17 protein-coding genes and 1 tRNA gene are annotated in these 18,131 nt (G+C 47.2%); 13 read left to right on the top strand and 5 right to left on the bottom strand.

The window, feature by feature from the left end; all coding sequences use genetic code 11:
- Window positions 1–41 precede the first annotated feature (41 nt).
- Window positions 42–1,187, top strand: a complete 1,146-nt coding sequence (gene tgt, locus AC3B6P_RS03550; RefSeq protein WP_489805534.1) for a tRNA guanosine(34) transglycosylase Tgt — start codon at window positions 42–44, stop codon at window positions 1,185–1,187.
- Here the strand turns inward: tgt and AC3B6P_RS03545 are convergent.
- Entirely contained in the window at window positions 1,182–2,381 is a 1,200-nt protein-coding gene (locus AC3B6P_RS03545; protein ID WP_489804755.1) for an MFS transporter, read from the bottom strand. The two genes, tgt and AC3B6P_RS03545, sit on opposite strands and share 6 nt — an antisense overlap.
- Window positions 2,382–2,641: 260 nt before the next feature.
- Here AC3B6P_RS03545 and AC3B6P_RS03540 point away from each other — a divergent pair, with 260 nt between their 5' ends.
- Both AC3B6P_RS03540 and AC3B6P_RS03535 read left to right on the top strand, forming a co-directional pair.
- A complete protein-coding gene (locus AC3B6P_RS03540) occupies window positions 2,642–3,739 on the top strand; it encodes an alpha/beta hydrolase (RefSeq protein WP_489804754.1) in 1,098 nt (365 codons plus the stop codon).
- Between the two features lie 10 nt (window positions 3,740–3,749).
- Complete coding sequence (locus AC3B6P_RS03535) at window positions 3,750–4,649, top strand: LysR family transcriptional regulator (RefSeq protein ID WP_489804753.1); 900 nt, start codon at window positions 3,750–3,752, stop codon at window positions 4,647–4,649.
- Between the two features lie 16 nt (window positions 4,650–4,665).
- Here the strand turns inward: AC3B6P_RS03535 and AC3B6P_RS03530 are convergent, their stop codons facing one another.
- Genes AC3B6P_RS03530 through AC3B6P_RS03520 form a run of 3 tightly spaced genes read right to left on the bottom strand, consistent with a single transcriptional unit; the run spans window position 4,666 to window position 7,781 of the window.
- Window positions 4,666–5,763, bottom strand: coding sequence for a purine nucleoside permease (locus AC3B6P_RS03530; protein ID WP_489804752.1), 1,098 nt, complete (start codon window positions 5,761–5,763; stop codon window positions 4,666–4,668).
- Between the two features lie 57 nt (window positions 5,764–5,820).
- On the bottom strand, window positions 5,821–6,084 hold the full coding sequence (locus AC3B6P_RS03525; RefSeq protein WP_489804751.1) for a type II toxin-antitoxin system HicB family antitoxin: 264 nt from the start codon (window positions 6,082–6,084) through the stop codon (window positions 5,821–5,823).
- A gap of 50 nt (window positions 6,085–6,134) precedes the next feature.
- Window positions 6,135–7,781: an adenosine deaminase gene (locus AC3B6P_RS03520; RefSeq protein WP_489804750.1), complete on the bottom strand. Its 1,647-nt coding sequence runs from the start codon at window positions 7,779–7,781 to the stop codon at window positions 6,135–6,137.
- On the opposite strand from AC3B6P_RS03520, the gene queG reads away from it, so the two are divergent.
- The 3 genes from queG to AC3B6P_RS03505 all read left to right on the top strand — a co-directional run bounded on the left by queG (window position 7,773) and on the right by AC3B6P_RS03505 (window position 9,986).
- The gene (gene queG / locus AC3B6P_RS03515) at window positions 7,773–8,849 is read left to right on the top strand and encodes a tRNA epoxyqueuosine(34) reductase QueG (RefSeq protein ID WP_489805533.1); all 1,077 of its coding nucleotides are present in this window, start codon (window positions 7,773–7,775) and stop codon (window positions 8,847–8,849) included. The two genes, AC3B6P_RS03520 and queG, sit on opposite strands and share 9 nt — an antisense overlap.
- Complete coding sequence (locus AC3B6P_RS03510; protein ID WP_489804749.1) at window positions 8,846–9,091, top strand: ribbon-helix-helix domain-containing protein; 246 nt, start codon at window positions 8,846–8,848, stop codon at window positions 9,089–9,091. The genes queG and AC3B6P_RS03510 overlap by 4 nt, the downstream gene beginning before the upstream one ends.
- 61 nt (window positions 9,092–9,152) lie before the next feature.
- On the top strand, window positions 9,153–9,986 hold the full coding sequence (locus tag AC3B6P_RS03505) for a TerB family tellurite resistance protein (protein WP_489804748.1): 834 nt from the start codon (window positions 9,153–9,155) through the stop codon (window positions 9,984–9,986).
- 9 nt (window positions 9,987–9,995) lie between these two features.
- Here the strand turns inward: AC3B6P_RS03505 and AC3B6P_RS03500 are convergent, their stop codons facing one another.
- Window positions 9,996–11,570, bottom strand: a complete 1,575-nt coding sequence (locus tag AC3B6P_RS03500) for a Do family serine endopeptidase (RefSeq protein ID WP_489804747.1) — start codon at window positions 11,568–11,570, stop codon at window positions 9,996–9,998.
- 103 nt (window positions 11,571–11,673) lie between these two features.
- Here AC3B6P_RS03500 and AC3B6P_RS03495 point away from each other — a divergent pair, with 103 nt between their 5' ends.
- The 7 genes from AC3B6P_RS03495 (at window position 11,674) to AC3B6P_RS03465 (ending at window position 18,093) form a co-directional block, all read left to right on the top strand.
- A complete protein-coding gene (locus tag AC3B6P_RS03495) occupies window positions 11,674–12,759 on the top strand; it encodes an Mrp/NBP35 family ATP-binding protein (protein WP_489804746.1) in 1,086 nt (361 codons plus the stop codon).
- A complete protein-coding gene (locus AC3B6P_RS03490) occupies window positions 12,756–13,220 on the top strand; it encodes a hypothetical protein (RefSeq protein ID WP_489804745.1) in 465 nt (154 codons plus the stop codon). The genes AC3B6P_RS03495 and AC3B6P_RS03490 overlap by 4 nt, the downstream gene beginning before the upstream one ends.
- Before the next feature lie 98 nt (window positions 13,221–13,318).
- Window positions 13,319–13,393: transfer RNA gene (locus tag AC3B6P_RS03485), tRNA-Thr, on the top strand.
- A 326-nt stretch (window positions 13,394–13,719) separates the two neighbouring features.
- Window positions 13,720–13,959 (top strand): superinfection immunity protein, encoded by a 240-nt coding sequence (locus AC3B6P_RS03480; RefSeq protein WP_489804744.1) that lies wholly within the window; start codon window positions 13,720–13,722, stop codon window positions 13,957–13,959.
- 223 nt (window positions 13,960–14,182) lie between these two features.
- Window positions 14,183–14,968 carry a gluconate 2-dehydrogenase subunit 3 family protein gene (locus AC3B6P_RS03475; protein WP_489804743.1) on the top strand — a complete coding sequence of 262 codons (786 nt, stop codon included), beginning with the start codon at window positions 14,183–14,185 and terminating at the stop codon, window positions 14,966–14,968.
- A 37-nt stretch (window positions 14,969–15,005) separates the two neighbouring features.
- Window positions 15,006–16,778, top strand: a complete 1,773-nt coding sequence (locus AC3B6P_RS03470; protein ID WP_489804742.1) for a GMC family oxidoreductase — start codon at window positions 15,006–15,008, stop codon at window positions 16,776–16,778.
- 10 nt (window positions 16,779–16,788) lie between these two features.
- Window positions 16,789–18,093 (top strand): c-type cytochrome, encoded by a 1,305-nt coding sequence (locus AC3B6P_RS03465; RefSeq protein ID WP_489804741.1) that lies wholly within the window; start codon window positions 16,789–16,791, stop codon window positions 18,091–18,093.
- Window positions 18,094–18,131 lie beyond the last annotated feature (38 nt).

Genomic DNA, 18,131 nt, shown 5'->3' with positions numbered 1-18,131 from the left:
AGAAATTTATTCCGACCCCGGATTATACAGCTTGTGATAAAATGTACTGGCAGGAAACAGGCCGCTGCGGCAATGCCCGTGCCGGCATTTTACATACACGTCATGGTCAGGTGCAGACACCAACATTCATGCCTGTCGGCACAGTGGGAACAGTCAAAGGCATGACAGCAGATGCTGTCCGTTCAACGGGAGCGGGCATCATTCTGGGCAATACCTACCATCTCATGCTTCGTCCAACGGCTGAACGTGTCCAAAAACTGGGAGGCCTGCACCGCATGATGGACTGGCCCGGCCCTATCCTGACGGATTCCGGCGGGTTTCAGGTCATGTCCTTAGGGCCATTACGGCAGATGGATGAAGATGGCGTGACATTCCGCTCTCATATTGATGGAAGCAAACATCGCCTTACACCAGAAAGCTCGACTGATATACAGTTCAAGCTTGATTCCACAATTACGATGGCCTTTGACGAATGTCCTGCCCTGCCAGCGACAAAGGAAACGCTGGAGACCTCCATGCAGCGCTCCATGCGCTGGGCGGCCCGCTCCCGAGAGGCGTTTATTGCCCGCCCTGGTTATGGACAGTTTGGCATTGTACAAGGCGGAACAGAAGAAGACCTCCGCAAATATTCTGCCAAAGCCCTGCGTGAGATCGGCTTTGAAGGCTACGCCATCGGAGGGTTGGCCGTTGGAGAAGGGCAAGAACTGATGTTTTCAACCCTTGATTATACAGTGCCGGAACTGCCTGAAGACCAGCCCCGCTATCTTATGGGGGTCGGCACTCCTGACGATCTCTTGGGGGCCGTCATGCGCGGGTGCGATATGTTTGACTGCGTCATGCCCTCACGTGCAGGGCGCACGGCACGCGCCTATACAGAACGCGGCACGATGAATATGCGTAATGCCCGCTTTGCCGAAGATACCCGCCCCATCAGCCCTGAAGATGATAGCCCGCTGGCAGGTCGTTATTCACGCGCTTATATTCACCACCTCTTCCGCTCCAATGAAATGCTCGGCCCTATGCTACTGACCTGGCATAATCTGGCCTATTATCAGAGACTTATGCGCCAGATCAGGGCCGCCATTCTTGATGGAACCCTGCCTGAACTGGCCATCACCCTGCGAGAAAACTGGGCAAAGGGCGACTGGAGCGAAGACGAGTTCCCCAAACCATCTTTTATTTCATAAAATTTTATGGCGAGCAGCACGTGAAGTAAGAAACGCTAGACAGGCAGCAAAAACAAGCAGAACGGCACTGGTGATGAAGGTAAGCTGATAACCGCTATGGTCGAATAACAGGCCACCTGTGACTGTCCCAAGCGTGATGGCACCCTGAATCAATGCGACCATCAGACCACCTCCTGCTTCCGCCTCTTCCGGCAGGGACCGGGCCAGCCATGCCCACCATGCAACCGGTGCGGGTGTCGAAATCAGCCCCCATCCTATCAGGAGACTGGCCGTTAAGACTGGATTATGTCCTGATATAATCAGAAAAACGGCAATAATCGCCATAAAAACTGGGGGCAGAATTAAGGTCTGATAAATACGCTTCTTCAGAAAGATGCCTATAAGGGTGGTGCCTGTAAAACCTGCACACCCAATGACGAAAAGAAGCAATGATAATTCCGAAATCGTTATGTGAGTCACCTGCTCCAGAAATGGTCGAACATACGTAAAGAGGGAAAACTGCCCCATAAAGAAAATACCAACTGCAGCCATTCCCAACGCCATAAAAGGTCTTTTCAAGATTCTGATAATAGCGCCGGGACTGGCATGTGCTTCGACTTTCATGGAAGGCAGGCTGATCCATTGCCAGATAAAGGCGACAATAGCGACAGGAACAACACAGAAAAAGGCACCCCGCCACCCTGTTAATGAGCCCAAAAAGCTCCCGAATGGTGGCGCAATAACCGTTGCCAGAGCATTGCCCGCATTAAAAATCGTCAATGCTTTTGGAGTTTTTGACACTGGCACAAGGCGCATGGCCGTCGCAGCAGAGATTGACCAGAACCCGCCTATAACAACACCTAACAAGGCCCGGCTGATCATGAAAAGAACGTAATCATAAGCTAATGCTGCCATAATACCGGATATGACCATAAGGCCGGTCAAGCCAAGAAGAAGCTGTTTACGGTCACATTTCCCTGCGAGAGTGGCTATAAATAAGCTCGTTATAACCGCAAAAACCCCGGATACGGAAATTGCCTGCCCGGCCTGCCCTTCATGCACATGAAGGTCACGGGCAATCGGCGTCAGCAGGCTGATTGGCAGAAATTCTGAGGCAATGAGGACAAAAACGCACAGGGACATGGCAAAAACAGCACTCCAATGAGTGTCTTCTCCCCGGGTCTTCTCCGCATTTTTATCAGAGTGAAAAGTCACGTCAGCTCCACTATCATCAAAGCGCCGTAAGCATCCCGACAGGGCGTAAAGGATTCCTGCAATGAATACCAGCAGGCAGACGCTGCATGTCCTTATGAATCCAATTCATGAATATAGAGCGACAGACACCGCTTCATGCACTCATTTATGAACTGAACTCATAAGCTCATATCATTCAGCCCCTCTAATAAACGGTTCTGGATCGCTTATAATAAAGGCATGACACTTTGTGAAAGGACGCGTTATCGGAGGACATAAAGATGGCAAATAATCGGTCCCTGAAAACAGATTGCGCCTTGAAGCGCCGTCTTTTCCTAAAAGGAGGCAGCGCAGCGCTCACTATGTCTGGCGTTCTCCTTTCCCTGCATCATTCCCTCTTTTTTACAGCAAAGGCGCAAATAATGTCTGAAACATGGGATAAAACCTTTCCTCGAGATCCCGAAATCGATCATCAGAAAGTCACCTTTAAAAATCGTTATGGGATCACACTTACGGCTGACTATTACCAGCCCGGAAACAAGGGAAACCAGACATTACCGGGATTGATCGTCTGTGGTCCTTTCGGCGCTGTAAAAGAACAGGCATCCGGTTTCTATGCCCAGATAATGGCTGCCCGTGGCTTTGCAACCCTTACCTTTGACCCCTCTTATACAGGGGAAAGCAATGGCACACCCCGCAACATTGCCTCCCCCGATATAAATACCGAAGATTGCAGTGCCGCAGTGGATTATCTGGGGCTTCTTCCCGCAGTCAATCAGGCGCAGATCGGCATAATCGGTATATGTGGATGGGGTGGTATTGCCTTGACAGCTGCTGCTGTTGATAAACGCATCAAAGCCGTGGTGACCAGTACCATGTATGATATGAGCCGCCTGATGTCCAAAGGTTATAATGACAGCGTAACACCAGAACAACGAGCCCGAACTCTTGAAATATTAAGCCAGCAGCGATGGCAGGACGCAGCACAGGGAACACCTGATTATCAGGCCCCTTCCAATGAACTTCAGGGAGGAGAACCACAATTCATGATTGATTACCATGATTATTACATGACGCCCCGTGGTTACCATAAACGCTCTGTAAATTCGGGCAATGCCTGGACACGGACAACCCCATTATCCTTTATGAATTTCCCGCTTATGAATTACATAAAAGATATTTCCCCACGTCCTATTTTATTCATTCATGGGGAAAAAGCCCATTCACTCTATTTTAGCCAGACAGCTTATGAAAACGCAGCTAACCCTAAAGAACTTCTCATCATTCCTGGTGCCAACCATACGGATCTTTATGATAAAATGGACGTTATCCCTTTCGACAGAATTGTACAGTTTTTCAATAAATATCTTCGCGCCTGAAGAATCGTAAATGTTCCGCCAGAACGTCAATGACCTGATCGCTTTTCTGGCGATCGCACGCACAGGCAGCTTTACAAAAGCGGCAACGCAATTAGGTGTTTCACAATCTGCGCTGAGTCACACAATACGCCGCCTTGAAGAACGACTTGACCTGCGCTTACTTATGCGGACAACACGCGCTGTTGCCTTAACATACGCAGGTGAAAGGCTTATGAACCGGGTAGGCCCTCACTTTGATCAGATAGATCTTGAAATTGACGCTCTGAATGAATTACGTGAAAAACCTGCCGGGACAATTCGTATCAATGCACCTGATTATGCCATCAGCCATATTCTCCTACCAAAACTTGAGCAGTTTCTGCCGCTTTATCCTGATATAAAAGTGGAGCTTTTTCTCGATAATGGTCTCACAGACATTGTCACAGACCGCTTTGATGCCGGGGTCCGCATGGGAGAGCTGCTTGCCAAGGATATGATTTCCGTCCGTATTGGGCCGGATATACGTTTTAGCGTTATCGGGGCACCTTCTTACTTCAGACACCATCCAGCCCCTGACACACCACATCATCTTACGAAACATGACTGTATCAATTATCGTTTCTCTTCCTCTAAAGCTCTTTACGCATGGGAGTTTGGAAAAGATGAACGTGAAATTAAAGTTCATGTTAAAGGACAGCTTATTTTCAATAATATAAATTTCATTCTTGAAGCTGCCCTTGCAGGCAGAGGCCTCGCTTACGTCCCTGAAGAACTTGCATTGCCTTATATAAAAAATGGCAGGCTTCAAAACGTGCTCCAGGAATGGTCCCCTTATTGGGATGGCTATTATCTTTATTACCCCAGCTCCCGCCAGTCCTCTCCTGCCTTTCGCACTCTTATCAAGGCACTTCGCTACAAAGCGCCTCTTTGAGCCTTCTTCAGGCAGACTATGGGGTGGGGACTGTGTTTTTATACCGGTCCCAATGGGTGGCAAGTTCCCTTACAACCGGGCTTGCCACATCATAGGCGGCCTGTGTTGCCAGTTTTAAGCCGATGAAACTTTCTTCATGTGCCTCTTCTGCCAGCATGGATGCCGGATTTTCTCCCGGAGGAGGCATGTCGAAATTACTGGCTGTTCGCAAAACAAGTACACGGTTTGCATGAACGCGACCAATTTTTTCCTGATAACTCAAAGCCTGGCAAAGAGCGATTTCTTCCATGGCCGTCGTTGCCATCTCGCCCTTGCCGTCTGTCCAGTAACGCACCCAACGTTCGGCCCAGTCATTCATGCGCGCACCTAACCAGAAGGTTTCTGATGAGATGGTATCGCCTAAAATGACCCTGGGCTTTGCTATAGCTTTGGGAAAAGTATGATAGCGGTTACGTTTTGCCTGCACCTCATCACTATCAGGCAGCAAAACAGTTTTCGTTTTCTGATACGCCCAGTTCACAAGCTCCGGATTGAGCTGATAAACCATATCAGCTGCAATAGAATGAGCTGGTGGTCTTGGCTTCTCATAAGGGGTAGAGCCTTGCACAGGTGTAAAACCATCCTGCCAATCTGATGGAATCTCGCGTGCATCAATAAGATGGGCAGCGCCCCCATTCACGGCATAACGTGCCCAGGCGGCTGTGCCGATTGTTCCGGCACGCGGATTGATCCCCGCAATTCCGGCCAATATGAAATAGGCATGCGTCAGGTCAAAACGTGAATCAGATGCCAAAGCCGTAATGGAAGAAGCCATTCGCGTTGGCCCTTCACCACCGACTACACCTAAAACATGCAAATCAGGATTATAGCGATAAAGCTCATGATAAGTAGCTGGCGCAGGGATTGTCTTACTTAAAGGAAGTTTTTCCACCCAGTTCTGAAATTCACCGGCAACGTCTCCTTCATCTTTCCCGATTTCAAAGGCCGTTACGACAACAACCCGGATTTCCAACGGCTTTGACTGATTGACAATTGCGGCACCAGATACTGGCACACTTTTCATCAGAAAAGCCAAACCAGCCAATGCACACAAAAAAAAACGGGAAAATCTCATCAGTTCTAATTCTTCTTATCTGGATATAATAGCTATCCCTATTTGTACTACGGTTATTCAATAAAATGAAGAAACAGATACCTCAAAAGCCAATCTTCCATGATAAGAATGATTATCCATAATTTCTGTACAGGAGGAAGGGCCAGGAATCACCATTCCACATCTCTGCATAACACCGATATGGTGCGAAAGAACCTCACGCGCCATGCGTTTAGCCCCAGCTATCGTCGAGCTCTTTGTCACACATCCTGGAAAATCAGGAAACATAACATGGTAAGTCATTCCATCATCTTCACTAATGAGGGCGATATAATCAATCATTCATCCACTACCTTAATAAGTTTTACCTGAATTCAGGTAATATTAATCTTTTAACGTGTCAGAACTATGTTCCGCATTACCTCAGAAGAAAACTTCTGTAAGGAGATTTCCAACTGCCACTCCAACCTCGCCTTGATATTCGTATGGAGATAGCTCTCACAATTTCTAGTAAGGTGAGCAGATAATGTTTCAGAAGCACATGATCTGACTCTTTGACCCCAATGGCCCTTTACCCATAGAGAATCCCCTTCGAGAAAAGAATACTCCAGAGAAGCACGCGATAAATTCACAAGGTCTTTATAGCTTAGCTGATAATCGCCAGCAGCCAAAGCATATTGTTCTGTCAGGTCTGCACGCAGAATACCCCCATTATCACTGGTCAGCACGATCGGTACCCCCCCATGGTGAAAGAGCATAAAAGGATGATCCAGCCCTTTTACACCTGCCAGCTTCTCATTACGGGTTAAATTCAATTCCAGGGCAATAGAACGCTGACCCATCGTCTGGAGAAGCTCTGCCGCATCATGCTCGTACGTAATATCAAGCCCTTGGGCGATCCGCCTTGCAGAGGCATCCTGCACAGCCGAGTTTATATGAAAAGACAGATTTTCCGGGGGAGCGAGCATATTTGTCAGCTCTCCGGCCGGAAGAGCCAGCCTTGTATTTTTATATACATTGTTAAGGAATCGAAACATACTCATTTGCAGCGTATAGTCTGCCAACGCTACTGGTGCATCTTCAGGGCCTGTAAGGGTAACGCCTACAAAAAGGGGATCATTCTGGACTAAAAGATACCCCACCTCCAATTCTGTAAAAACCACGATGGGAGCCATATTTCGTGAAGCCTGAAAAAGATAACGCACTTCAATATGACAGGCGGGATTTTCATTTTTTTCACCACAGAACAGAAGCTTACGCGCCCTGCTTTGCATATTTGTGATCTCTTTTTGGACCTGCTGCGTTAAATCCGGCAGAGATTTTAGAAGTTCTTCATGCACATGGGGCAGATCTGACGGAGTGGTCAATCTGGGTCTTCCTGCAACAGACACTCTCGAGCTGGCCAGAGGTGCCAGAGCAAATTCTATATAGCTGACATGATTACGTGCAGCTTCTTTCATTGCCTCTGTGAGAAGCTCGCCCTGATGGGCTTTTTCGACAGCAGAAAAACGTTCATATGTGCCAAAGAAATGATCATGGGCGGAACGATCTCCAACCGTGGGGACAAAGTCCCGCAGAGAAAGTGCGGCAACCAGATGGCTCCAGCCGGTAAGATCTTTCAATAAAAGTGATGCTGGCTGTTCATTATTAGTTGAAACACCACAAGGAGCCGATAAAATTTTACCCATATTAAGAGAAATGCAGAGATTATCCCCTGCCGCCCAGCGCAGAAGTGTTTCTGCATAGACCGACCCATCAAGCTGATTATGAAGATCACCGCCTTTAGGGAAGGACCGCAAGAAAATTCTGAGACGCTGTGGGTCGTTTCTAATATGGTTATAAAGCTGCTCAACCGTCTGGGATGATCCTTCAGCCCGAAGCGGAGAAGAAATACCCAAACCAGCTAGAACCATCAGGAAAAAAGATGGCAGGACCTTGTATAGTATTTTCAGAAGCAGATATTGCAATTTCATTCCGATCCACGCAAAACCAACAGGAAGAGAGCTTTTTTCTAACAAAGGAGAGATGTTCTGTCTCACAAACCCCAAACAATTGAAGAAAAAATCGAGTCCCATGCCCGGGAATTGGGGTTTGATGCCATCGGCTTTTGCGAAGCTTCTCTTGATCCAGCTATTGAAGCAGGATTGCGTGCTTTTGTCGCCCATAATTATCATGGCACCATGACATGGATGGAAGAACGTATCGAACAGCGGGCTCAGCCTCAGAAATTATGGCCTGAAGTACAGAGCGTCATTTCCCTGGGATTATCATATGCTCCAGAGGGAAATGCCCTGAATGGCTTAAAACAGAAAGAATGTGGAAATATTTCTGTTTATGCCCGTAACCGCGATTATCACGATGTGATGAAAGGCATGCTCAAACAGCTTGCGCAATTCGTCGTGAAATATGGTGGCGCGGGAACACAGGTAAAAGTCTTTGTTGACACCGCCCCTGTTTCAGAACGTGACCTTGCTGAAAAAGCGCATCTTGGCTGGCGTGGGAAACATGGGTGCCTTGTTTCCCGTTCTCATGGTTCATGGCTTTTTCTGGGAGAAATATTTACAACGCTTGACCTGACACCTTCACTTCCGAAAGGCGGGAAATGTGGCTCCTGCACACGCTGTCTGGATTCATGTCCGACAGAAGCTTTCTTGGGATCAGGTCAGATGGATGCACGAAAATGTATTTCTTACCTGACAATTGAATATAAGGGCTCTATACCCACTGAACTCCGCAAGAAAATGGGCAACCGCATTTATGGTTGCGATGATTGCGTGGCAGTATGCCCCTGGAACAGCTTCGCTACAACATCCCAGACTATCAAGTTCCATGCCAAAAAAGAAAATATCAGCCCATCCCTTGCAACATTGGCCACTCTTGATGATGCAGCCTTCCGGCAACGCTTTTCCGGCTCCCCCATTAAACGCATTGGGCGTGACAGTTTCATCCGCAATGTCCTCATTGCAATCGGTAATTCGGGCGATCACTCTCTCAGAAATGCAGCATTCCGTTTAACAAAAGACAACAACCCAATCATTGCTGAAACTGCTTTATGGGCACTCCAACAGCTTGATAACCACGACAATATTGTAAAAGAATCTTCATGAGCAGGCTTATCAAACGCAGTATCACGCTTAGCCGCCACCGTACTTCCATTGCACTGGAAGAGGCGTTCTGGCATCTTCTCGAACAAATGGCCCAGCGTAAAAATCTTTCACTTGCCGCACTGATCGTCAATATTGATTCCCGCCGGATACCAGAAAACGGTCTTGCTTCATCGCTCAGAATTGCCGTTTTAGAGGATATATTGACGCGATGCCCCTCCCAAGCACAGAATAAGCCCTCTTGAATTCTCTTTTATAAACGACATCTCGTTATATGATTGTAGCTCTATAAAACGGAGTGACTTAATGGCAGTATGGGGAAAATTATTTGGAAGTGCCGCAGGCTTTGTCACAGGAGGCCCCGTCGGCGCGGTTATGGGGTTTGCGCTAGGCCATCTGGCCGATAAAAAAAGGCTCCTTGACCCTCCCTCAGGGACATGGAGCAGTCATTTTAAAAGCAGCGGAGCGCCTGACCCTAATAATGCTGCCATGTTTACTGCCGCCAAGATGGCTTCCCTCCTTGGGAAGAATGACCAGCTTTTCGGGCTTGGTGTTGTTGCGCTGAGCGCCAAACTTGCCAAGATTGATGGCCCTGTCAACAAGACCGAAATCCGCGCCTTTCGCACTTGCTATCATTTTCCACCTGATGCACTCCATAATATTGGCCTGATTTTTGACCGCGCCCGCAATCGTACTGATGATTTTGAAATGTATGCCCAGGAGTTAGGACGCGCTTATTCCCACAACCTTGCTCCCCTGGAAGGTCTGCTAGGCTCACTTTTCTATATTGCCCGGTCTGATCTCCCCCAAGGCTCTCCTTTACATGCCCGTGAGCTGGATTATCTCAAACGTGTCCATAAGGCTTTTGGTCTTTCTGAAGCAGCGTGGAACCGTGCTGAAACAGGACAGACCAGAAGCGCCTCTTCAAACGCTACTGTAGATGCTTACCGTATTCTTGGAGTTACGCACTCCGCAAGCATCGACGAAATCCGGATACGCTGGCGCGTCCTGATGCGGGAAAATCATCCTGATGTCCTCGCTCAGCGCCCAATGACTGACAGACAACGCCTCCAGGCACAGGAGCGCGTAGCCAGAATTAATGCAGCATGGGACCAGATCAAACGCGACCGCGGCCTGTAATTCAGATCATTACTGACGGGATAAGGGAAGGGGCACCCAGACCATCCCTTCTTTATCCTGCACCAAAAGCAGAACCTCTTTCTTTTTCAACTCTTCCACATGCTGAACAGCCCGTGCAAAAGCATCGGGTGTGTTGACTTCTGTCTGCCCTACCTGCGTGATAATCGAACCCTCTATGATCCCGCGCTGATCGGCGATGCTACCTTTTATCACCTCATTGACAAGCACACCGCGCTGGCTGTCAGACAAGGCATATTGCGTTCTCATATCTGAATCAATCACACTGACTTTAAGCCCCAAACTGGCCACTGTCTGATGCGGGTGCTCTGGCAGATGTATATCTGACGGCAAAGGATCCCGCTCTTCAGGCGATTTCCCTAAAATGAGCGGCACTGTCCTATGCGCGCCACGATGCCAGACTTCCATCGTAATTGTTTCACCAGGTTGATGATCAGCAACAAGGCGCGGTAAAATCGTCCCTGTTATATCCTGCTGGTTAATCGCCAGAATGACATCCCCAACAGTTAATCCTGCCTTCGCAGCGGGCCCTTTTTCCTTAATTTCTGACAAAATGGCGCCCTTGGCAGGATTTCCATTCTGATCATAAATATCCAAATCATCAGCCATGGAGCGAGTCAGATCCTGAAAAGAGACTCCCAACCAGCCACGCTGCACAAATCCTTTCTGACGAAGCTGGTCAATAATACCACGCGCATCATCTGATGGAATAGCAAAGCCGATCCCGATTGAATCGCCACTAGCTCCGCCATAAATCAGCGTATTAATACCAATGACCTCACCTTTCAGATTAAAAAGTGGTCCCCCGGAATTACCCCGATTAATCGCAGCATCAGTCTGGATAAAATCATCATACAAACCATGATCGACATTACGTTTACGAGAGGAAATAATACCCGCCGTAACCGTACCACTCAGCCCGAAGGGATTTCCAATCGCCAGTACGACATCGCCAATACGGGCCTGATCACTCTTTCCCAGAGCCACGTGAGGCAAAGTGTGAGGGGATTTCACCTGTAGGACGGCCAGGTCCACCTTGCTGTCACGCCCGATGATTTTGGCTGGTAACTCGGTGCCATCATGTAGCGTGACACTCACCTGATCTGCATTGTCAATGACATGATTATTCGTAACCACAATCCCTGTAGGGTCTAATATGAACCCCGACCCCAGAGCCTGCACCTCACGTTTAGGTGCTTCGCCCTCTTTATGTTTCATATAATCATGAAGAAATTTATCTAACGGGGACCCTTTAGGAGAAGGAGGAGTTTGTGGTCCATTAGGGCTACTGGCATCCGGACCATCAGATTTCTCATCATCGGCCGGACGGATCACACGCGACGCCGAAATATTCACAACAGCAGGCAAAAGCTGATCAACCAGATCAGCAAACCCCCTGTTAAGTTCAGGCACTGTTTTAAGAGAGGATGTAGAAGGCTGTATCAAGGCCGGTTGAGACCCAGTCTGAGCCTGTGCAGAGACAGGAGATATACAGAGCCCCGCTACCCATAATGCCAGGCAGGAAACAGAGAAACGGACCGGGAAAGAAGATACATTCTGAACCATAGAGAAAGACTCTACTCTATTCCCTCCCAAACGTCATCTCCTTCTCTCCCAGCTTTCTGATTTTCCCCTTTTCGTGACGCTCACAACGTGAGAAAATCGCCTCATGTCCTATCAGAACGATTCCATTTCCGCCCTTATTGAGAAAAATTGTGCCGAGTTTCTGCACAATCATGATCTTGTTGGCCGTTTCAGCCTTAAAGACATAACCCTGAAAGGGAAACAGGCATTTCTCAGCCTTGAAACAAAAGTCAAAAATAACAGTTATCTGCAAAAACTTCAGCAGGCGCTTTCCCTCTTCCTGCAAGAAAAGACAGGTCTGGAGGCGGTGACTATATCCTTCATGGCCTCTTTCTCCTCATCCGAGCCGTCCTCTCATCGTCCATTAGGGGGCAAGGCCTCTTCCGGGCCGACTGCTCCAGGAATTAAAGCAGTCATTGCGATTGCCTCCGGGAAAGGAGGGGTCGGGAAATCCACGACAGCTTTGAATCTTGCCTGCGCTCTGGCACAAACTGGACTTAAAACAGGCCTTCTTGATGCTGATATTTACGGCCCATCTCTTCCGACAATGCTCGGAGCTTCACTAAAACCAGAGGTTATTTCAGGCAAACTTCATCCTATTGAGAAATGGAATCTAAAGACCATGTCGATCGGCTATCTGATCGAAGAAAAACAGGCCCTAATCTGGCGTGGCCCTATGGTCATGGGGGCAATTAACCAACTTCTGGACGATGTGGAATGGGGAGTGCTGGATGTGCTGGTTGTTGACCTGCCGCCAGGCACTGGAGATGCACAATTAACCCTGACCAAAAAACTGGGAGATAAGCTCGAAAAAGGAGGAGCTGTTATCGTCTCGACACCGCAGGATATTGCTCTACTAGATGCAAGACGGGCTATCACGCTTTTTGAACGCACCCAGACGCCTATTCTGGGCTTAATTGAAAATATGTCCTATTTCTGCTGTCCTCACTGTAAGGAGACCACCCCCATCTTCGGCCACGGAGGCGTTAAATCTGAGGCTGAAAAACTGAAACTTCCATTCCTGGGAGAAATTCCCCTTTCAATTGACATCCGTCAAGGAGCTGATGGCGGAACTCCTCTTATTATCGCCTCCCCTGACAGTGAAAATGCTAAAACCTACCATGCTATCGCTGAAAAACTTGCCCAGATGATGAAAGCAAACCATTCATGAAACCATCTTTTATTGCACCTGCAATTGGTTTTATCCTTCTCGCTGGCTGTGCCTCTCAGAAAGGAGTTCACCATCCTGGCCTATCGCCAGATGGTTATGGCTATGTCAAGAATGGTCCGACGTTACCACCGCCTAATGGTCTTGTAACCCACATGTCCAATCAGGAAAGTCAGGCCCTCAAAAATCCTGCATCTGTACATGCTTCCTATACCCAGGCACCTGTAGTGCCTTCTCCCACAGCAGAATCGGCAAAAACACACAACAGGACCCCTGCTCCTCCTAAACCAGGTGCAGCACCTTCGATGACTTCTCACCCTGTCATCACCAGGGTACCCACACCTCGTAAAAAACCAACGCCCGTTAAACCTGCCCCCGTTATTGATGATAATATCCTTCCGGATGGAGGCGTACTGTCTGCCACGCCAGTGCGCGTAACAAGACAAAAAAGACGTCATAAATAAATTTTTTGAGGTTATAGTGAACGGAAATGGCATATTTTTATTAAAATGTCATTTTCCCTCTTGATTAATCTTCCCAGACATGGCATCTCTCCGCCCGCGCCGGATTAGCACAGTGGTAGTGCAGCGGTTTTGTAAACCGAAGGCCGGGAGTTCGAATCTCTCATCCGGCACCATTATCTCCATGTATTATATATAATATCTTCACACGTTGAAATGTAAGCGACACAGAGCCCATATAATGTCCCGTGTTTTAAAAACATTCAGGTTCAAAGATTAAACCTTATTTGTGAAAATATTATTACTGATCTGATATTGTATTAAGTTTGTAAAATTTCTTAGCGAGAAAATTAGTACTTAATTTCTTATGATAACTCGCAAATTTTATAATACTGGAAGATTTGCTCTTTATACCTAAATCATAGTTTAACCGTCCTATTACATTTTTTTAAGCATTCCCCTGTTATCATAACTAAGAAAAAGCCAGTAAGGGAATTTCTTTATGTTTGGACATTTTACGCGACAGGATTTTTATCACTTTTCAACGCCTTCTCTTTTTGGTCTCTTAATTTATTTTGTTCCTGTCATCATTGTCTTCTTTCGTCGCGTAGAAAATAAAACAGGTGTAATTTTACTCAACATCTTTTTAGGATGGACCATAATTGGATGGGTTATCGCCCTTGTTATGGCACTATCTTTGCAAACGAAAAATCAATCGTTCCAAAATAATAGAAGGGAATGACTTATTTTTATTTTCTATGATAATAATATAAATTTTATATTTATTAATTTCAATTATTTTCAATAATATTCTATTATTCCATATATTCACTCAATTGTTACTTTAAATATTATTGTCATTTTTTTCTTTTGGCGCAAAGATATTCCGGTAATTATTCGAGAAGGAATAGAGCGTTCTCATTAAATACACCCTTTTTTAATCTGTCTCTTTTCATGGCGGTATTATGAACAAAACTCCTCATTTATCGGGTCAAAGACCTGTTAGAATTAAACGACGTTCTTTCCTGAAAACAGGCCTTGTTCTTGTTGCTTCAACCACAATCGCCACGATCCTCCGGCCAGCAGGAGCAGCCGCACGGATCCTGACTGGTGGGAACAGATGGACCGCCCGTAATCTTCAGCCACCAGAACCGGTTGACCCCACAAAACGCGTTTATTTCACAGAAACAGAAGCCCGGCAGGTTGCTGCCGTTTTTGACCGGATGATTCCAGCTGATGAACTGGGACCAAGTGCTTCTGAAGCAGGATGCGTTATTTTCGCTGACCATCAACTTGCCAGTCCATGGGGCAATGCTGATTACCGTTATAAAGATGGTCCCTATCTTAAAGGAACAGCTGAACAAGGATATCAGTCTCCTCTGACACCAGCACAGCTTTATCGTCTTGGGCTGAAAGATATGGATAGTTTCTGCCAGAAAAAATATGGCAGAAATTTCGAAGCTCTGTCACCTCAGGAACAAGATATATGTCTGGAAGATATGGAAGCTGACAAATGTGATTTTGCTCACGTCTCCTCCGCAGCCTTCTTTGCCCAGCTTCTGGCAAATGCACAGGAGGGCTATTTCTCTGACCCACTCTATGGTGGGAATAAAAATATGGCTGGCTGGAAAATGATTAATTTCCCCGGTGCCCGTTATGATTATCGTGATGTTGTCCATATGAAAGGCAAGCCCATCATCCTCAAGCCTGTCAGCATTGCCCAGAAACTGGGCTCTTCCGAACCTGTTTAATAACTGAGCTCCGAGACGAGATAAAAGGACCTTCCTTATGGATTATAAAAGACCCAAAGCAGATGTTGCAATTATCGGGCTTGGCTGGTCAGGCTCTCTTATGGCTGAAGAATTGACTCGTGCCGGACTTGATGTTGTTGCAATCAATCGCGGTCCATGGGAAACAACCAGTCAGAATTTTCCCCCTTCCATCGTTGCAGATGAACTCCGTTTTGGCGTACGCAAGGAAGCCCTGCAAACACCTTCAACTGAAGCTTACACCTATCGGAATATGGGCGACCAGATCGCCCTTCCAGGACGGGAATGGAGCACCTGGCAGATGGGTAATTCAGTTGGTGGTGCAGGAAAGCATTGGGCTGTAAATTCATGGCGCTTTAATCCTTCCGACTTCGAAATGGAAACACGCATCAAAACCCGTTATAAAGGCATGAAACTGGCAGACGGACTCATCGTGCAGGATTGGGGCGTCAGTTATGATGACCTTGAGCCTTACTATGACCGTTTTGAAAAAATTGCCGGTATCGGCGGAAATGCGGGCGTTTTAAATAATATTGTCCAGAAAGGGGGAAATCCTTTTGAAGGTTCACGCAAAAACCCTTACCCAACCCCTCCTCTTGCACGCTCTCACTGGAATGATATTTTTCATAAAACGACAGAAAGCATGGGCTATCACCCTTTTCCCATTCCTGCTGGAACCATAGGAGCGCCCTATCGTAATGCTTTAGGGATTGAATTAGCTCCCTGCACCTATTGCGGTTACTGCGCTTTTTATGGATGCGGCAATTACTCCAAATCCAGCCCAAATATCTGCGTTATACCAGCCTTAATGCAACGTCATAACTTCACTCTTCTTACAGAATGTACAGCCCTTAAAGTCGAAAAATCAGTAGATGGAAAAACGGCAACAGGCGTTACCTTCCGCGACAGTGACGGTAATATCGGATTCCAGCCAGCTGATATCGTCGTCATTGCAGCCTATCAGCTTGATAATGTACGCCTTCTGCTCCTTTCCGAAATTGGCACGCCTTATAATCCCAAAACAGGCGAAGGCACTCTGGGGCGCGCCTATAACTGGCAAACCATGACAATGGGATTTTTATATTTCGAAAATGAATATATGAATTCTTTTATCTCAACCGGAGCGCTCTCAACACAAATCGATGATTTTAACGGCGATAATTTCGATCATTCCGGCCTTGGTTTTATAGGTGGCGCTGGCATACAGGCAATTTCCGATCAGGGAACACCCCTGGCCATGCTGGACCGGGTTCCACCAGGAACGAAGAAATGGGGCAGTCAATGGAAGAAAGCCTTTAAACATTCTTATAGTAACTACGGCAAGATCCAGGGACAAGGCACATCCTACTCTCATATTGGCTCTTATCTGGATCTCGATCCAACATATAAAGATGCAAACGGGCAGCCTCTTTTACGTGTTACATTTGAATATAATGAGAATGACCGTCTTATGGCCCGCTTTATCCAGAAAAAAATAGAAGGTATCTGCCGTCAGACAGGTGCCAAATCATGGATGACAGAAGCATTCCCTGACAAACCGAGCAACCCGTTCCGCCCTTATAATAGTGGACATACGATCGGAGGGGCAGTTATGGGGCTTGACCCCAAAACTTCAGTGCTGAACCGCTATCAGCAACATTGGGACATGCATAATCTCTTTGTTGTCGGTGCCTCCTCCTATCCTAATAATGCAGGTTATAATCCAACAGAAACACTCGGAGCCCTGACACTCTGGACAGCACGCGCGATTATTGACACTTACCGCCATAATCCTGGACCATTGGTTCGTTGAGGGGGAAAATATGTTTCAAGGACTGAAAAAAACTCTTATTGGCGGTGCTATTGCCATAGGCGCAGCTCTGGGCATTGCGACAGGATATATCGAACTGAAGCTGCACCCATCTTCTCCATTGCAGGATTATCACGAAGAAGGTGAGACACTCCAGGCTCAGATCAAACGAGGCCATTACATTGCCCTCGCCTCTGATTGTGAGGCCTGCCACACACGCCCCGGTCAAGCTCCTTATAGTGGCGGTTTTGCCCTCCACACCCCTTTTGGGGATATTGTCACATCCAATATCACTTCTGATAAAGAAACCGGTATTGGAGGTTGGACCATCAAGAAATTTGATGCGGCTCTACGCCATGGTGTTGGTACACATGGCTTCTTATATCCTGCCATGCCCTATAATGCTTATACAAAACTGACCGATCAGGATGTCAGCGATTTATGGGCCTATATGCAACAAATTCCTGCCATCCATAATCAGATAGAAGCCAATCATCTCCCCTTCCCTTATAATCACAGGCTTCTTCTAGCAGGATGGAACTTCCTGTTCTTCAAAGAAGGGGTTTTCCAACCCGACCTACATCATAGTACGGAGTGGAACCGAGGTGCATATCTTGTGGAAGGCGCAGAACATTGTGGAACATGCCATACAGGCAAAAACAGTCTGGGTGGGAATATACGTGAAGTCTTTACAGGGGCAACATTACAAAACTGGCATGCTTCCGACATAACGCCCAATAAAACGATCGGTATTGGTGCCCTTAGCGACGAAGAACTCTTTAGCTACCTCAAAACAGGAACCAATAAAGTTTCCGTTGCTTCCGGCCCCATGGGAGAGGCTGTCGAGAAGTCGCTCCAATATCTGACAGAAGACGATATTAGGGCAATGATAACCTATCTAAGAGCAGTTCCTGCAAGCCCTTATCAACCTCCTGCCGCTCTGCCATCCTCTGCTCCCCTCATGCAGCATGGTAAAAGAGTTTATGAGGTTTTATGTGAAGCCTGTCACATTTCAAATGGTGCTGGTGTACCCAATATGATCCCTGCATTTGCCCATAATCCTCTTATCAATGCACCGGACCCCTCTTCACTCATCCACAGCGTTCTGACAGGTGTGATGGGACCACAGACCAAAGGAAACCCCACTGGAGCCGGAATGCCGCGCTTCGACTGGAATATGTCTGACGAGGATATAGCTGCTGTTTTAAGCTATATCCGTAATAATTGGGGAAACTCTGCTCCAATTGTTACAACAGATGCTGTCGCAACGATGCGCCAGGAACTTAAAGCAAATCCGTGGCAAAATCCCCAAAAATAACAAGATCATATTTTATAAAAGCCCCTCATTGAAAGGGG

This window comes from Aristophania sp. ESL1142, assembly GCF_058107345.1.
This window is presented reverse-complemented; position numbering and strand designations above follow the sequence as displayed.

Excerpts from the sequence above, each read along its gene's own strand:
- AC3B6P_RS03470 (WP_489804742.1), top strand. The coding sequence starts at position 15,006 with ATGGATTATAAAAGACCCAAAGCAGATGTTGCAATTATCGGGCTTGGC.
- AC3B6P_RS03500 (WP_489804747.1), bottom strand. The coding sequence starts at position 11,570 with ATGGTTCAGAATGTATCTTCTTTCCCGGTCCGTTTCTCTGTTTCCTGC.
- AC3B6P_RS03465 (WP_489804741.1), top strand. The coding sequence starts at position 16,789 with ATGTTTCAAGGACTGAAAAAAACTCTTATTGGCGGTGCTATTGCCATA.
- AC3B6P_RS03505 (WP_489804748.1), top strand. The coding sequence starts at position 9,153 with ATGGCAGTATGGGGAAAATTATTTGGAAGTGCCGCAGGCTTTGTCACA.
- tgt (WP_489805534.1), top strand. The coding sequence starts at position 42 with ATGTACTGGCAGGAAACAGGCCGCTGCGGCAATGCCCGTGCCGGCATT.
- AC3B6P_RS03480 (WP_489804744.1), top strand. The coding sequence starts at position 13,720 with ATGTTTGGACATTTTACGCGACAGGATTTTTATCACTTTTCAACGCCT.
- AC3B6P_RS03510 (WP_489804749.1), top strand. The coding sequence starts at position 8,846 with ATGAGCAGGCTTATCAAACGCAGTATCACGCTTAGCCGCCACCGTACT.
- AC3B6P_RS03495 (WP_489804746.1), top strand. The coding sequence starts at position 11,674 with ATGTCCTATCAGAACGATTCCATTTCCGCCCTTATTGAGAAAAATTGT.
- AC3B6P_RS03535 (WP_489804753.1), top strand. The coding sequence starts at position 3,750 with ATGTTCCGCCAGAACGTCAATGACCTGATCGCTTTTCTGGCGATCGCA.
- AC3B6P_RS03540 (WP_489804754.1), top strand. The coding sequence starts at position 2,642 with ATGGCAAATAATCGGTCCCTGAAAACAGATTGCGCCTTGAAGCGCCGT.
- AC3B6P_RS03490 (WP_489804745.1), top strand. The coding sequence starts at position 12,756 with ATGAAACCATCTTTTATTGCACCTGCAATTGGTTTTATCCTTCTCGCT.
- AC3B6P_RS03525 (WP_489804751.1), bottom strand. The coding sequence starts at position 6,084 with ATGATTGATTATATCGCCCTCATTAGTGAAGATGATGGAATGACTTAC.
- AC3B6P_RS03475 (WP_489804743.1), top strand. The coding sequence starts at position 14,183 with ATGAACAAAACTCCTCATTTATCGGGTCAAAGACCTGTTAGAATTAAA.
- AC3B6P_RS03530 (WP_489804752.1), bottom strand. The coding sequence starts at position 5,763 with ATGAGATTTTCCCGTTTTTTTTTGTGTGCATTGGCTGGTTTGGCTTTT.